The sequence below is a fragment of the Paenibacillus sp. JJ1683 genome, assembly GCF_053006485.1.
Genome location: NZ_CM129820.1, coordinates 3,504,252 through 3,519,805 on the forward strand (window position 1 = coordinate 3,504,252; position 15,554 = coordinate 3,519,805).

Annotated in this window: 11 protein-coding genes; 2 read left to right on the forward strand and 9 right to left on the reverse strand. The window is 43.2% G+C overall.

The window, feature by feature from the left end; genetic code table 11:
* Positions 1-187: 187 nt before the first annotated feature.
* The 3 genes from ACUC6J_RS15095 to ACUC6J_RS15105 all read right to left on the reverse strand — a co-directional run bounded on the left by ACUC6J_RS15095 (position 188) and on the right by ACUC6J_RS15105 (position 4,479).
* Positions 188-1,456 (reverse strand): DNA polymerase IV, encoded by a 1,269-nt coding sequence (locus ACUC6J_RS15095; RefSeq protein WP_016822332.1) that lies wholly within the window; start codon positions 1,454-1,456, stop codon positions 188-190.
* A gap of 792 nt (positions 1,457-2,248) precedes the next feature.
* A complete protein-coding gene (locus ACUC6J_RS15100; protein ID WP_017427469.1) occupies positions 2,249-3,289 on the reverse strand; it encodes an NAD(P)-dependent alcohol dehydrogenase in 1,041 nt (346 codons plus the stop codon).
* 320 nt (positions 3,290-3,609) lie between these two features.
* Positions 3,610-4,479, reverse strand: a complete 870-nt coding sequence (locus ACUC6J_RS15105; protein WP_290402736.1) for an SDR family NAD(P)-dependent oxidoreductase — start codon at positions 4,477-4,479, stop codon at positions 3,610-3,612.
* A 222-nt stretch (positions 4,480-4,701) separates the two neighbouring features.
* Here ACUC6J_RS15105 and ACUC6J_RS15110 point away from each other — a divergent pair, with 222 nt between their 5' ends.
* Entirely contained in the window at positions 4,702-5,607 is a 906-nt protein-coding gene (locus ACUC6J_RS15110) for a helix-turn-helix domain-containing protein (protein WP_249506775.1), read from the forward strand.
* Between the two features lie 646 nt (positions 5,608-6,253).
* On the opposite strand, the gene ACUC6J_RS15115 is transcribed toward ACUC6J_RS15110, so the two are convergent.
* Together ACUC6J_RS15115 and ACUC6J_RS15120 are read right to left on the reverse strand one after the other, a co-directional pair.
* On the reverse strand, positions 6,254-7,111 hold the full coding sequence (locus tag ACUC6J_RS15115) for a GRP family sugar transporter (protein ID WP_090890261.1): 858 nt from the start codon (positions 7,109-7,111) through the stop codon (positions 6,254-6,256).
* A 136-nt stretch (positions 7,112-7,247) separates the two neighbouring features.
* Complete coding sequence (locus ACUC6J_RS15120) at positions 7,248-8,087, reverse strand: AraC family transcriptional regulator (protein WP_016822338.1); 840 nt, start codon at positions 8,085-8,087, stop codon at positions 7,248-7,250.
* 277 nt (positions 8,088-8,364) lie between these two features.
* Here ACUC6J_RS15120 and ACUC6J_RS15125 point away from each other — a divergent pair, with 277 nt between their 5' ends.
* Positions 8,365-9,729, forward strand: coding sequence for an MFS transporter (locus tag ACUC6J_RS15125; RefSeq protein ID WP_031461716.1), 1,365 nt, complete (start codon positions 8,365-8,367; stop codon positions 9,727-9,729).
* A 314-nt stretch (positions 9,730-10,043) separates the two neighbouring features.
* On the opposite strand, the gene ACUC6J_RS15130 is transcribed toward ACUC6J_RS15125, so the two are convergent.
* The 4 genes from ACUC6J_RS15130 to ACUC6J_RS15145 all read right to left on the reverse strand — a co-directional run bounded on the left by ACUC6J_RS15130 (position 10,044) and on the right by ACUC6J_RS15145 (position 15,192).
* Positions 10,044-10,331, reverse strand: coding sequence for a stage VI sporulation protein F (locus ACUC6J_RS15130; protein ID WP_016822341.1), 288 nt, complete (start codon positions 10,329-10,331; stop codon positions 10,044-10,046).
* 111 nt (positions 10,332-10,442) lie between these two features.
* A complete protein-coding gene (gene recG / locus ACUC6J_RS15135; protein WP_025365192.1) occupies positions 10,443-12,491 on the reverse strand; it encodes an ATP-dependent DNA helicase RecG in 2,049 nt (682 codons plus the stop codon).
* A gap of 1 nt (position 12,492) precedes the next feature.
* Positions 12,493-13,359 (reverse strand): DegV family protein, encoded by an 867-nt coding sequence (locus ACUC6J_RS15140; RefSeq protein WP_016822343.1) that lies wholly within the window; start codon positions 13,357-13,359, stop codon positions 12,493-12,495.
* Between the two features lie 48 nt (positions 13,360-13,407).
* Complete coding sequence (locus ACUC6J_RS15145) at positions 13,408-15,192, reverse strand: DAK2 domain-containing protein (RefSeq protein ID WP_447249058.1); 1,785 nt, start codon at positions 15,190-15,192, stop codon at positions 13,408-13,410.
* Positions 15,193-15,554 lie beyond the last annotated feature (362 nt).

Below are 15,554 nucleotides of genomic sequence, written 5' to 3' on the forward strand. Positions count from 1 at the left end.
TAAAACACAGCTAAAATACCAAATAGCATTGTAGTATTAACAAAGTCCAGCAATAATTTTCTAGACTTTAATTCAAAGATTAACAGTTTTTTAGTTTTACCTGTTTCCCAAGAACTCTTCAGACCAATATGTAGTGGGATCTGACCTTGCTCTAGTAATTCTAAATTACATCAGTATATCCCTTCATTTATTTATAATGCCCCCCGATTTTTAGGGATCTCTCCAGTGCCTGACCAGCTTGGGTCAAAGAGGACGCTCTTACGATAGCTGCGCTACCATAGCGTTCTTTAATTTTATCTGTTGCTTCTTCCAAGGAGCGGATACGCTCATGATCCTCAAAGAAGGAAAGTTGATAAGTTTGGTCGTCAACCAACCCACTTAAAGTGACACCTAAGCGTCGTATCGGCATACCGTTCCAAAAATTATAAAATATTTTTTTTGCTGCGTTGTACACTTTATTCGTATTGTTAGTCGGATCTGTAAGCTTCATTTGCCTGGAAAATCCGGTGGGAGCCTCATATGGGCTACATATACAACTAACGGTCACGACAGAGCCCATGCACCCCTTACGACGACTGTCTCGACAAACTTCTTCCGAGAGTTCAAGCAGGATGGTCTCTACTTCATTTGGTTCCAGATAATCTTGGGGTAGGGTCATCATATGGCTTACCGACTTTTGTGGAGAACTGAAGGTATACGGAGCTACAGGACTCTCATCTAGACCATTGGCTGTTTTCCACATGACCTCCGCCTGTATATCCGACTGTTTTCCAAAACGAGCGCGAAATTTAGACTTAAGATCTGGTAGAGACGTTCTAGCGATATCTCCAATGGTTGTCATACCAAGCCGCTCAAAATGGGACGACATCCGCGAACCTACCCCAAACATTTTATTAACTGGCTGTGGCCAGAGCAGCTGCTCTAATTCTGTCTTGGGCAACGTGAATATACCGCTTTTAATTTTTTTAGCCCAAATATCGGTTGCGCTTTTGGCAAGAACCTTATTGGAACTGATTCCTATTCGTACCCAAACCCCGGTTTGTAAAAGAACCTTCTTTTGAATTTCTCTTGCAACGGTTAAAGAATCTCCAAAAATTTTAAAACTACCCGAAATGTCCAGAAACTGCTCATCGATACTAAACACCTCTACCAGGTCAGTGTATTCCTTGTATATATCCGTAATTGCTAAAGAGACATCGATATAGTGTTTCATACGGGGACGGACGATCACAAGCTCAGGACACTTCTTGAGGGCTTCACCGAGCCGTTCTGCTGTAGACACCCCGAAACTTTTGGCCATAGGACATGCTGCTAAAATAATTCCAGACCTGCGTGCAGGATCGCCTGCTACCGCAAGCGGTTTATTTTTATACTCTGGGTAGGAAGCTTTTTCTACACTCGCATAAAAAGACTGGCAATCCGCCAAAAGAATTGTCCGCTCAGTTGTTTTAGTCATGCTGCACCCTCCAAAAAAACGATCATATACGTACGAACATGTATTCTTATTTATTATAATGCCAAACATTAGTTCTGTATTCAGGTAATTTATAGGATTATGTAAATCAATCATCAAAATTGGGTATCTGGTACGAGCGTGGATCATCACATTATTTCTGTGATCATAAAGGCCAAGAAAGCTTAATGTGCTCGTGGGGGATGAGGATCGGAACGGAATTCTGGTTGGCTGGGCTTCATCTTTTAAATGTCAACAAAATAAAGAACCAATGTATAACATTTTATCTTGTCTTGAAAAAGCGGAAACTTGGTATACACATTTGAATTCAATTAAAAAAAGGCTTTCTTCAACGATGTCGTAGGTACATTTCCGCTGTATGGACTGAATTTCATGACATTTATAGTTCCCAATGTACTTTTAATTTCTTGAAAAGCTCTAGTAAGCTGTGCTTTGTTAGTAATATCCGCAGCAAAACCTTGAGCCTCAATTTAGTTAATTGCTCAGTATACTGGTCTAGTTTCTCTTATGTTCTTGAAATCATAGCGAAATCCGTGTTTACCAAACGTTTTAGCCAGTGAAAAGTCCAATCCGGGATCTGCACCAACTATGGCCAATGTTTTCAATGCAAATTCACTTCTTCTCTTTTTAAATTCTTATGAGTTAATTTACTAGCGTATTTATAAATTAGAAAAGCGGACGAGCAGCAATTCGTCCGCTCTATTGTAAGTCCTGTCTTTCAGATAAGTGCTTTTGATGATGTTTGGTCTATTGAGTTATCCTCGAAAATACGACTTAAAAGGTAGATGTATCAATAACAAATCGATATCGTACATCATTTCGGATAAGTCGCTCAAAAGCTTCGTTGATTTGATTGGTGTGAATTACCTCAATTTCAGGGACAATACCATGCTCTGCGGAGAAATCAAGCATTTCTTGGGTTTCAAGAAGATCGCCTCCAGGCGTTGCTGCAATTCTGCGACGACCCATAAGCAAACTGAGCGTATTAAATTGGTTCGGCTTACCGGAATCACCGATGATAACAAACGTACCATTTATATTAAGCATGGATACGTAAGCATCTAAATTAAGACTTGCAGAGGTCGTGTTGAAAATCACATCAAATTGACTAGCTAGCGTCGAGAATGTGTCAGGATCGTTCGTTGCATAGTAATGATCGGCGCCAAAACTTAGCGCATCGCTTTTCTTATCCATTGTCTGACTCAAGGCCGTAACTTCAGCTCCTAATGCATGGGCATATTTGATAGCTAGGTGGCCGATACCTCCAATACCGACGATAGCGACTTTTTTGCCTGGACCTACTCCCCAATGTTTCAAAGGATAGTAAGCCGTAGCTCCTGCACAGAGTAGTGGACTGGCAACATCTAAGCCCAAACTATCTGGGATCTGAAGTACGTAATTTTGCTTCACTACAATTTTTTGACTGTAACTACCGTAAGTAATATTTCCATCGTAGTCTACGGAATTATACATCATGACCATGCCCTTTTTACAGAACATATTCTCACCACGTAGGCAATTCTCGCACTCTCCACAAGAGTTCACGAGAGGCCCTACTCCAACCCGGTCACCCACTACAAACTTAGTTACTTCCGTTCCAACCGCTTCTACAATTCCTGTCATTTCATGACCGGGAACCATTGGGAATTGAGAGTAACCTCCATCATTATGGACCATATGAACATCGGTGTGGCATACACCACTATACTTAATATCGATTAGAACATCATCTGGGCGCAATACCCTCCGTTCAATCATCGTCCGTTCAAATGGCGCATTCGCACTGGGAACACTCAATGCATGAACTTTACACATACTTGTTATACCCCTTTCATTTTTCATATTATATATTTCAGATATCAGCTAAATTGTTGTATTTGAATTGTATTCGTATCCCTATCTCATCCCCCTTCATACACTATTTCCAGCCTACACTTAGGTACAGCGTGATAACGCATCTAAGGTTGTCTTAATGGATACTTATAGTTTAAAACTCCAGATCTGTGGTTAACATAGCCTGATTACAGACAAAGTTGTCCCTATTACTGATTATTAGGAAAGAAAATGAATACAAAAAGCCCCTCAACTTCAGGAAAGCAGAGGGGCCATCGTTAAACCTTATTATTGCTCCGTACTTATTTATTCATATAAGGGCTAATAACCTTTTGGCAGTAATCCCAAACTTTTATTTCGTTTTCTACAGAATAATATCGATCCCTTGGTTTTTCCTCCTTCATGTTACCAAAGAATTTCCCATTAACCTTTTCTACTTCTTGTGATGTGGCCAAATATACGGTTGTAGCAGCTCCTTTTTCTGGCGTATTCATGAATGGAAGTGCCAACTTAAACACTATATTATTAATAAAACCTTTATCGTTGTCTTGTCCAAATCTAGTCGCAACAGCACCAGGATGTAACACGTTCGCAGTTATATTTTTCAGTCCCCTTCTCATTAGTTCAGCTGACCAGTGTCTTGTGATCCAAATCGTATACAATTTGGAGGATGCATACGCACCGGATGAGGTGTAGTCCTTTTCCAACTGTAAATCGCTGAAATCTGGTTTTTTGGCAATCCTATGTGTTGCGGAAGAGGTATTAATGATCCTTGCTGAGGGGCTTTTTGAAAGAACATCTAATAATAACTCTGTTAAGAGCAATGGTGAAAATACATTAAGGGTCATTGTCTTTTCAAGTCCCTCCTTGGTTAGCTCCCTATCTTTACTTAATATAGCACCAGCATTGTTAATCAGGACATCCAACCGATCGTATTTCTGTTTAAAAGCTGCAGCCATGCGTTTGACCTCAGCAAGAGAAAACAAATCACCTGTTATAATGTCCACCTTATTGTTGCCTGTTTCAGCAATTATCTCTTCACATACTTTCTGTGCTTTGTTTTGATTCCGTCCATGAATGATCACAGTGTGTCCCTGCTTTGCCATGGTTTTCGCCGCAACTTTTCCGATTCCATCAGTAGCTCCAGTAATAAGGATGATTTTTGTAATCATCGTAATTCTCCTTTTCATTTAAGTAATATATTTATACTGCAACCCATTCGATTAGGTACATATCCAGGTTACTGATGATATTGTCCAGATTACTGATAAATAGTTCTGTAATTCAAACAAGTTTATCGTGGATTAGACTATGTCTTACTTGAAATTCAAAGGATATGATAAGAAGAGCTTTCTATTTGCGAGGAATTGTTTTGTTCATAAGGAGGGCAAATCATGTTAACGGTTGAATCAATATCTGACTTACATGAATTACTCGGATACAATAAACCTAAACATCCATTAATTACTGCGATGAATTTTGAAAATGCTAATCCATCGGAAACCATGTTTAACACTGACGTCATGTTGAATTTTTATGTGATATCTCTAAAAAGTGGTACTCAATGTGATTTTAAATACGGCAGAAAAAACTATGATTTTCGTGAAGGCAGCCTTGTTTTCACAGCTCCTGGTCAAATCATGATTTCTGAGGGCAATTATACACCTGAATATTCGGATGGCTGGATGCTTTGTGTTCATCCTGACATGATCAGAGGAACCACACTATGGTCAAAAATATCCGAGTACAGCTTTTTTGAATACGAAGCAAATGAAGCCTTGCAGCTCTCTGAACAAGAAAGAGAGACGATTGAACGTATAGTGAAGAACATTGAGAATGAATACAGTAAAAATATAGACCTTTACACGAAAGAACTCGTTGTGTCCAATTTGGAATTACTCTTAAACTACGCTAAACGCTTTTATGGCAGGCAATTTATCACTAGAGCAGTGGTTTATAAAGACGCCGTCACCAAGTTCGAAGAGCTTTTAAATGAACAGTGTACAGTGGATATTATTGAAAGATCAGGTACACCAAGTGTAAAAGGCCTTGCTCAAGCAATGGGGTATTCACCTAATTATCTTTCGGACATGCTAAAAAAAGAAACCGGTAGAACAGCTCAGGATTTTATCAAATCCAGGGTGCTGGAACTTGCAGAAAACTTGCTTTTAACGACTAAAGAGCCTATTCATCAAATTGCTGAGAAGCTTGGATTTGAACAGCCTTCTAGCTTCACAAAATTTATAAAAACGCACTTAGGTTTGAGTCCAATGGATTTCAGAAGACAGCATTTGGTATGAATAAAATTAAAAAAAAGGTTTGTCTCTATGTTTATTTTGAGACAAGCCTTTTTCCTAATGTTCATCCTATCCATCGAAATAGAATAAAAACATTATATTGACACTTTTTGAGCCTCTCAAAACTGTAAAACATCATTGCATTTATTAATTATTATAAAATACAACTAAATAAGCTTGTCCGAATAACACACCTATCTTAAACACCTGTAATCAGGAAGTATGCGCAACGAAATTTATGCCATGTACAAAGCTGTCTGTCACATATATTAATGCACCACATTTATGACTGTAGTAAAGTACAGCAAACGGATAATCTTTCTATTATTTATAAAAATACTTTTACAGCGGGAGATGTTATTTCAATCTCAATAGCTACTCACCTGAAAACTACTTCCTTTGACAGTGATTGCGCGTCCCTATGACCGCTGTTAAACACAAAATTCCAAAAAAACTCTATGCAAATGGTTAAACCATTCACATAGAGTTTTCTCATTATCCGTTTACTTGCGAAAGCTAATATTTTTAATATTTCCGCCTCGGTCAGCCGCAATCTGTAGCTTGCAGCGCTGGACGAGAACGGGTACGCTACAAGCTATCTCAAAAGGTACGGGTTTGTAATCAGCCGCTAATATTCAATTGCTAAATCTCAGAGCTTGACCAGGCTAATCAATCCCACTCCGACCATGATTACCGTAATGCCGGCCAGTAGACGAAGCCATTCGCCGGGACTCTTCTTTTCCCTGAAAATCAGAATACTGCCAACACAGGAGATGGCGATACTCGCCTGAGAGATCGGAAAACTGGCAGCGACTCCAATAAGCCCATTCGAAATGAATAGCGCCAAATTTGCCACGCTCCACGACAAACCCGTAGACAAATTGCGCAGCACCTGAACCAGATGAAGTTTCTGCCCTCCCTTACAGTTCATTAAAAGCGCAGAACACAGCATGCCAAGTGATTGCGGTAAGATGACCGACAGACCGGAGACATGAAAGATTTGATTAATAATAACATACAAGGTTAAGGCTATACCTGAACAAACCAACATGACAAGAATTTGAAGGGGTAAAGGCTTGGACAAACCACTTGATTTGCCCTGATAGCTCGTCAGCAAGATGCCAGACAAAATAAATATAAGCGCTGCTAATCCAATACCAAATTGGTACCCAGTCGTCCATTCGCCCAAGATTAGTGCTGCAAAAAGCGTCGTTCCCATAAGTTGTAGCCCACAAATAATGGGAATGGCCGTTGAAACGCTTACTTTCTGGAAAGCTTGAAATTGAATCAACTGTCCTACGGACCAAAACACACCTGAGACAAAGCTCACAATAAATGGTGTGATTTGAAAGTTAACAGGTGAGTACGAATACAGGCACAGTGCGAACAATACGGCACCGATGACCGTCCCCGTCAGTTGCTCGCGAGGACTGGCTTTTGTCATTTGCGCCAGTATGGGCATGAATCCCCAGCCTATGGCTGGAATAAAGGCAATGAGTGTATCCACATGCAGTTCCCCTCTCGTAAAGTGAGTTCTTCCGTGCAATCCTTTAAAATACCATGCAAGAAAAACCAACAGCTTTACGATATCAAAATACACCCACCTCAATCACCAGTATTTTTAGAAGATTTATATAGCAAAATCAAAGAATATTTTCACGATAAGCGCTGGGAGAAATGCCCATCATTTTTTTAAACGCCCGTGAAAAGGTCAGTTGATCCGAGTAACCGACCGAATTGGAGATTACTTGAATAGAGTAACTGGTATCCTGTAACAGCTCGCATGCCTTTTTAATCCGAATGTTCATTAAATATTGCTTTGGTGTTTCGCCTATTTCCTGCTTAAAAACAGAGGTTAAGTAATTTGGGTGAAGGCCGAGATACTCTGCCACCTCATTGATTTGAATGCCACCGTTGTAGTTTTTCTCCATATAGTTGATAGCTTGAACTGAATAGGGAAGCTCTTGTTTCACAGGCATCGTTTCACCCGATTCATGCACCAGCTTGGCGAGAATATGGCACAAATACCCCTGAATAGCCAAGGATGAAGAAAGCGTATTATTCCCTATACGAAGCATTTCAAGAATGGTCGAATGAAAAAAAGTGATGTCTCCGATACTTACCACATACGGATTATCCTGAACAAGAGAGATGTTCTGCAAGTACATTTCGGATTTGATCCCCATAAACCCCACCCAGCTGTACTCCCATGGCTCGTACTCATCAGCTTGATAATAAGCGGCCTTATTGGCAGGGATTAAAAAAGCCTGTCCCTTCTCTATGTTATATGTTTCCTTATCTAATACCAGTTTGCCTCTCCCCTTTAATACGAAGTGGATAAGATTGAAATCCCTGGCGATAGGCCCAAAGTCCTGGTTGGGAGAACAAGGCTCGGAACCACAATTATATAGGATTAAATCTGTAATATTCTTATGTTTTGAACTGGTACGTGTATCTACAAATTGAATCATATTCTCACTCATTCCTAACCTCCACGTTTCAGAATTTAAAAGTTAACCAAGGGCGGTGTTCCCGTAACAAATATAGCATAAATTAAGAATTATGTTATAAGAGCTAAAAAGAAGCCTCAACCTGTGAATATTTGCGACAATCTTTGTTTTTGCCATCATCTGCTTTAGAAAAATCATGTACTCCTCCTGCAGCTTTTGTTATTCTGTATCTCAAGATAACGCTTACAAGTTTGCGTTAAACGTATCATTACAGCTGTTATGATCGTCAATTTTTGAAAGGGGTTAAAACATGCTTACTTCTGCATCTGCAAAAAATAATGACAAAGTCAGTTTAAAAACACTGATCTCTTACTCACTGAGTAGTTATGGGATGAATGTTATTTACAATTTAACCGCCGTTTATCTTATGTTCTTCTATACTGACAGCTTTGGATTGAATGCGCTTGCAGTCGGGACATTACTGATGGTGGCACGGGTGATTGACGCGGTGGTTGATATCTTTATCGGCATTGCAGTCGACAACACGAATACGCGTTGGGGGAAGTTTAGGCCTTACATGTTCATCGGGGCTTTCTTGGTAACACTCACCACCTTCGCACTCTTCCTCAGTCCGGACCTTTCTTCCGCCGGGAAGCTGGTTTATGCCTATGTTACCTATATCGCTTGGAGCATTAGCTATTCCATATTGGATATTCCGTATTGGTCACTGTCCGCCGCTATAACCAAAGATGCTGCAGAACGAACCAAGGTCGTGACTGTTCCTCGTACGGTTGCAAGCGCCGGCTTGTGGACGGTCAATGTCGTAGCGCTTCCCCTCGTCCATTTCTTCAACGGCTGGGCTGGAGCGGTTGCTGTACTTTGTGGCCTGTTCTTCGTCTGCATGATGTTTACGGTGTTTGGCGTAAAAGAAAAACACGTAGTGCCTCGCCATGAAAAACAAACGTTAAAAGGAGTACTCCGCCTATTCTTCATTGAAAACCGACCTTTGCGGCTGTTGATCATCTCGTTTTTTATTATCGAAATGACTGCCAACATTCGTAATGCCTTTACTTTGTATTATTTCAAATACAACCTAGGTGCCGAAGCATTCATTCCACTGTTTATGGGACTAACCGTGGGATTCCAAATCGCAGGTAACGTCGCAGTTCCGTTCATTGCCAAGTGGATCGGCAAAAAAGGCACTAGCATAGCAGGGGTGCTAATCACCTCCATATCCATGATAGCTCTTTTCTTCTGCGGCAACTCTATTGTACTTGTCTTTATTCTCAGCTGTATCATTTCTTTCGGTGTGGGGCTGAACTATGTTGTCATGTCCACAATGCTAGCAGATTGCGTCGATTATGGAGAGTGGAAAACTGGAAACAGATCAGAGGGGATGGTTTTCTCAGCTAACGTTTTCCGGGCCAAATTGGCGGCCGCAATCGGCAGCGCCGTGGGTGGTTATGCGCTGGCGTTAGCGGGTTATCAGCCTAATATCGTCCAAACAAATACAACCCTAATTTGGCTCACACTACTATTTACAATTATTCCGGGGGTTCTGACATTTCTCTCCGTATTTCCAATGAAGAATTATGAGCTGACGGAAACAATGAACAGAAAAATTGTTCAGGAGGTTCGGGCAAGACGGGAACAAGGTGAACCATCCGTACAGTAACCGGATTCTGGTCCTCCGCGTGATGCGCTTACTGGAGCAGTCACCGTGCTAGCCTATACAATTTTCTGGAGCGGAGGCGTTCTCTGCACCGAACAACGGTACGTCCAGGTGTACAGGCCATGGAACGGTCTATCAAGATTGGTGGTTATTACGAATAGAATTTCACACTAAAAGACTACTGCCTATTGCCCGGGGAATGAAATACAAAAGCCTTAAATAAACCCAAAAAGGATCGCCTAACATCAGGCAATCCTTTTTTATCTATGCTTCACATAAAACATGGAAAGTGCTTTGAAGCACCCGTTCGAACAGCATCAACGGAACATTCCCCATAGCTTGATCAGATGGAACGTATTAGATGGATCAATTTTTTGTGCCAATACGAAGGCAGTCAGTTGCTCCTCCTGTGTAGCCGTCAATCGCTCGTTTAAAATAGCAGAAGTGGTCTTCACAAGATGACGCACCTTAGCTTTGTTTTGCAGATCTGCTTTGGTCACGCCCTCGATCTGCTGCTTAACCCGCTCCTTGAGCGCACGATTTTTCATTTTTAACTTAATCCGCTCCACCAATTGCGGACTAATTCCATATTGCTGATAGCTCAATGTTGCCACACCTCCCATATCATTCGGTCATTCCCAAATATATGACGGTCAGCCTGTCCATTGTACCTATCTGTTAGAAACGTTTAGAACATCCTCATCATTCATGGTGGGTCAGTCGATAAGATCCCCTTGGAAAATCTGCTCTTTTTGCAAATAACCGCGAAGTGCTTCATACTGCGGAGATGTCCAAAAAGAGGAGTCCTTGATTAGATCAGTTGCATCCTCACGTGCCTTTTCCAGCACCTCAAAGTCCGCTACCATATCTGCTAACCGAAACTCGGGCAACCCGCTCTGCTTGGTGCCAAAGAAATCCCCCGGCCCTCTCAAATCCAGATCGCGTCTAGCAACCTCAAAACCATCGTCCGTATCGGTCATTACCTTCATCCGCTCTTGACCAACCTCCGACTTAGGATCCGCGATCAGTACACAGTATGAGGCATGTGCGCCCCTTCCAACACGTCCACGTAACTGATGTAGCTGGGACAATCCAAAGCGATCTGCATCCATAATAATCATTAGCGTCGCATTGGGCACATCTACCCCCACCTCTACAACCGTGGTTGAAACGAGTAGCTGAACCTCATTTGCATAGAAGGAACGCATAACTTCTTCCTTTTCTGCAGGAGTCATTCGTCCGTGCAACAGCCCAACGCGATAATGTGGAAAAGCCTGCTGCATTTGGATATGCAGATCGATGGCATTCTGTACATCCAGCTTCTCTGACTCTTCAATCAACGGGCAGATTAGATAAGCCTGCCGTCCCTGATCTACCTCACGAGAAATAAAACCGAGCACTCGATCCATCAGTTCGTGCTTCACCCAATACGTAGAAATTGGAATCCGTCCCTTTGGCCGCTCTGATATTGTAGAAACATCCATATCACCAAAAGCAGTAATCGCCAGCGTACGCGGGATCGGTGTGGCGGTCATGGTCAGCACATCGGGGTTGTAGCCCTTGCGTCGCAGTACACTACGCTGGTTGACTCCGAACCTGTGCTGCTCATCCGTTACAACTAGTCCAAGCTGGCGGAAATACACATCCTCCTGAATAAGGGCATGCGTGCCCACCACAATATCCAGCAGACCCATTTGAAGAGCGGCAAGCAACTCCTTACGCTTCTTCCCAGTTGTACTTCCTGTCAGTAACCCCACGCTGATTCCAAAGGGTTCAAACAGCTTGTGAAGCGACCGCATATGCTGCTCGGCCAATATTTCGGTTGGCACCATCAGTGCTCCCTGAAAACCGGAACGTACTGTTGCGAATAAACCGATGGCGGCAACCACAGTTTTCCCCGACCCAACATCCCCTTGGAGCAGACGGTTCATACAATAAGGTGAGCGTAGATCATACAGTATTTCAAGCTCAACCTTCTTCTGTGCATCCGTTAATTCAAAAGGTAAAGCCCTCACAAATTCACGGATCGTGGCGTTATCCACCGTATGCACCACCCCGTCCGCTCGACCACGATTTAACGCTCGGAATGCCTGCATTTTCAGCTGGAATAAAAAGAGTTCCTCATACACCATCCGTCGCCGAGCCTCTTGTCCCTCTCGATTGTCCTGAGGTTGGTGTATACCTGCAATGGCCTGCTTGCGCGGCATCATACTATACTTGCGTACCAGCAGATCTGGCAATATCTCGGGAATCATTTCACCAAACTGCTGGAGCGTCTGATTCATTATTTTTCGCATCCAGCTCTGCGTAATCTTGCCACCTATAGAGTACACCGGTTGAAGTGTCCCCGAACGAGCCACTCCTTTATCAGGGAACTCAGAGTCTGCAACAGTCATCTGCATTCGCTTAAGATCCCATTTCCCAGTCACCACAATTTCACGACCTGATGTTAGCTGATCCTTCAAAAAATGCCGATTAAACCATGTTGCAGTAAACATCCAATCCTCAGCCATCAATTTACAAGTTAACCTTGATTTGCGTCCGTAACGCTGAAGCACCGGAATGCCCATAATTTTCGCCTGTACTGTAATCTTATCTCCGTCCTTCACTTCGCTTAGCGATCGCAGTCGGTAATCTTCATACCGAAACGGATAATATTCCAGCATATCTTGCACGTTAGAAATGCCAAAAGCGTGAAGCTCTCCTTCTTTGAGAGCACTCACGCCGTGTATTTGTTTTAATGGTATTTGATCCAATTGCAGCATATTACCTCTCATCTCCGGCCGGCCATGCAAAAATACCAATCGTTCCTGGTCCCACATGAGTTCCGATCACAGCGCCAAGTTCAGTATATATTTGATCGCCCAGTTCAAAATGCTCTGCCAGCTGAGCCACAAACGCTTCTGCCGCCGAGCGATCTGCCGTATGACCCACAGCAATATTAATTTTTTGGCCTTTTAAATCCCGCTCCAGCAGTTCAATAATTCGTGCTGTCGCTTTTTTATGCCCTCTCGCCTTATCAGCCGAATAAATAATACCTTCTTTGTCAATCGAAAGAATTGGCTTAATGTTAAGCAACGTACCAACCATAGCCGCTGCCTTGCCAATTCGTCCGCCTTTTTGCAAGTATTCCAGTGTATCCACCAGGAAATACAAACAACGGCGTTCCCCAAGACGTTCCACACCCTGAATAATTTCAGCCGGGGATTGCCCGGCAGCTGCCAGCTCTGCGGCGTAAACCACGAGCATACCGTATCCGTACGAGGCCGACTTGGAATCCATAACGGTCACTCTATCTTCATGCTTCTCCAACATGGATTTACCCAGCAGAGCGGACTGGTACGTTCCGCTCACACCGGAGGATAAATGGATAGAGATAACCTGGCTCTCGGGGTATTGCTCCAACAGCTCCGTGTACGTCTCCAAAAAACGGGCTGGTGATGGCTGTGACGTTGTAGGTAGTTCATCAGCCCGTACCAGTTCGCTGTAAAACTGTGCAGCTGACATCTCAATACCGTCCAGGTAAGCTGTGCTTCCGAACATCACCGTCAATGGTACAATGACTATGCCGAGACGATCTGCTATTTCCTGTGGAATATCAGCCGTGCTATCTGTCAAAATGATAGTTCTCATCAGTCAGACCTCCTTTGTAGTGGACTACCATGGGTGTGCCAAAGCACATCAGGTTTCCACTGAGAACAGATAAGGATAAATCGGCTGACCACCTTCATGAACTTCCACTTCAACATCCGAATAATTTTCTTCAAGCCACGCAACAAGCTGATTTGTCTCTTCTTGTTTTGCGTCCGAACCTGTAAGAATCGTAACAATTTCATCGCCATTCACCAGCATTTTCGCCAGCAAAAGGCGGGATGTTGCCATTAATTGCTCCTCAGTCGCCACGATCTTAGAATCCTGAATACCAATGTAGTGGCCCGCTGTAATATGCAGATCATCAAGTGTCGTATCCCGAACCGCATAGGTCACTTGTCCAGACTTCACACGGGTAACTGCGTCCCGCATATTATCTTGGTTTACCTCAAAGGCTTCTTCCTCTTGGTAAGCAAATGCTGCTGCAATGCCCTGAGGAATTGTTTTGCTTGGAATCACCGACACCAAACGTTCCACCTCTAGCAATTCACGCGCTTGTTCAGCAGCCAAGATTATATTGGAATTATTCGGCAGAATAAAAATATGTTGAGCCGCAATCGAGCGAGCCGCATTCACGAAGTCTTCTGTGCTCGGATTCATCGTCTGACCACCCGAAAGGACAACATCAACACCCAAGCTTTTGAAAATATCAGCAATCCCTTCACCAGAAGCCACAGCTATAAAGCCAAAAGGTGCTAGCTCATGAGCTGGAGGCTCAGATGGCTCCTCCTCACGTGCAGGCTCTGTTGGTATTTCTGCAAACCATTCAGGCTCAGGAGCACCATCCATACCTGCAGACAGCAAATCACGATGCTGCTCGCGCATATTCAAAATTCGAATCTGTGTAATTTCCCCGTAACGCAGCGCAAGATTCAAGACTTCACCTGGAGCCTTCGAATGCACATGAACCTTGATGACATCATCATCCGAAATAACGATAATCGAATCACCATCTACTGACAACGCTTTCCGGAAAGCTTCCTCATCAAAATTTGTACCTTGCGCTTCGCCCAATTGTCGATTAATAAAAAACTCCATATCATACAAAAATTCAATATTCTCCGTTTCGAGCTTCGCCTGCGCAGAAATCGGCGCATCTGGAGAAGGAGCAACAGGCGCAGCTGTAGGTCTCTCCAATACATAAGGAGCAAAAACCGGGCGTACACTATCGCCTTTTGAAGTTGGAGATGTCACCAATCCGCTTCCAAGATGCTGCATAAATCCTTCATAAATATACACAAGTCCTTGTCCACCCGAGTCTACAACCCCTACTTGCTTCAGTACAGGGAGCATGTCCTGCGTCATGGCGAGCGTTTCCTTTGCTTTGGCAAGCACTTCTTCCATCAGTTCTGTGATGTCGTTCGTCCGGCGCGAGAAAAACACAGCATGTCTGGCCGCTTCCTTCGCCACGGTAAGAATTGTACCCTCCACCGGCTTAACCACCGCCTTGTAGGCCGCATCCACCCCGCTCTGCAATGCCGATGCGAACTGAAGGGTATTCAATTCCTCGTATGGGGCAGCGTAACGGCTGAAGCCACGGAACAACTGAGACAGGATAACCCCTGAATTGCCGCGGGCCCCCATCAGCAAGCCTTTGGATAAGATGCCGGACATGACACCGATAGAGGAAGAATCTCCCCTCTTCAATTCCGTTACGCCCGCGCTCATCGTCAGATTCATATTGGTTCCCGTATCACCATCTGGCACCGGGAATACATTTAGTGAATTGACATGCTCCGCATGCTGCTGTAATTGTTCCGCCCCGGCTAAAACCATCGCGGTAAAGTCTGTTCCATTCAAAGAACGATTACTCAAGAGAATTCCCCTTCCTAGCTTAATACAATTGTTTTACAATCCATCTTCACAACACATGTTCAAGGTTCAATTGAATTATACTAAAGCCAGACGACGAATACGAATGTCACCCTTTCGTAAGCTTCCGTAACCATCCTCTGGTTTCTTTCCACAGCTCATATAATATGAAAAACCAGTCAACTGCCCAACAAAAAATCATTGGCCGGAATGATGATTATGGTCCCGCCTCTGAACTGCCCGGCATGACTGGAATAAGAATTCACATTCCATTAAAAAACAAAATAGTCGCAGCAATAGCTATCCCATATTGTACTATAATGCGAAAGAGAAATAAATAAAGTTTTTGAATCAGTTGACGGAGC

Excerpts from the sequence above, each read along its gene's own strand:
- ACUC6J_RS15095 (WP_016822332.1), bottom strand. The coding sequence starts at position 1,456 with ATGACTAAAACAACTGAGCGGACAATTCTTTTGGCGGATTGCCAGTCT.
- ACUC6J_RS15100 (WP_017427469.1), bottom strand. The coding sequence starts at position 3,289 with ATGTGTAAAGTTCATGCATTGAGTGTTCCCAGTGCGAATGCGCCATTT.
- ACUC6J_RS15105 (WP_290402736.1), bottom strand. The coding sequence starts at position 4,479 with ATGATTACAAAAATCATCCTTATTACTGGAGCTACTGATGGAATCGGA.
- ACUC6J_RS15110 (WP_249506775.1), top strand. The coding sequence starts at position 4,702 with ATGTTAACGGTTGAATCAATATCTGACTTACATGAATTACTCGGATAC.
- ACUC6J_RS15120 (WP_016822338.1), bottom strand. The coding sequence starts at position 8,087 with ATGAGTGAGAATATGATTCAATTTGTAGATACACGTACCAGTTCAAAA.
- ACUC6J_RS15125 (WP_031461716.1), top strand. The coding sequence starts at position 8,365 with ATGCTTACTTCTGCATCTGCAAAAAATAATGACAAAGTCAGTTTAAAA.
- recG (WP_025365192.1), bottom strand. The coding sequence starts at position 12,491 with ATGCTGCAATTGGATCAAATACCATTAAAACAAATACACGGCGTGAGT.
- ACUC6J_RS15140 (WP_016822343.1), bottom strand. The coding sequence starts at position 13,359 with ATGAGAACTATCATTTTGACAGATAGCACGGCTGATATTCCACAGGAA.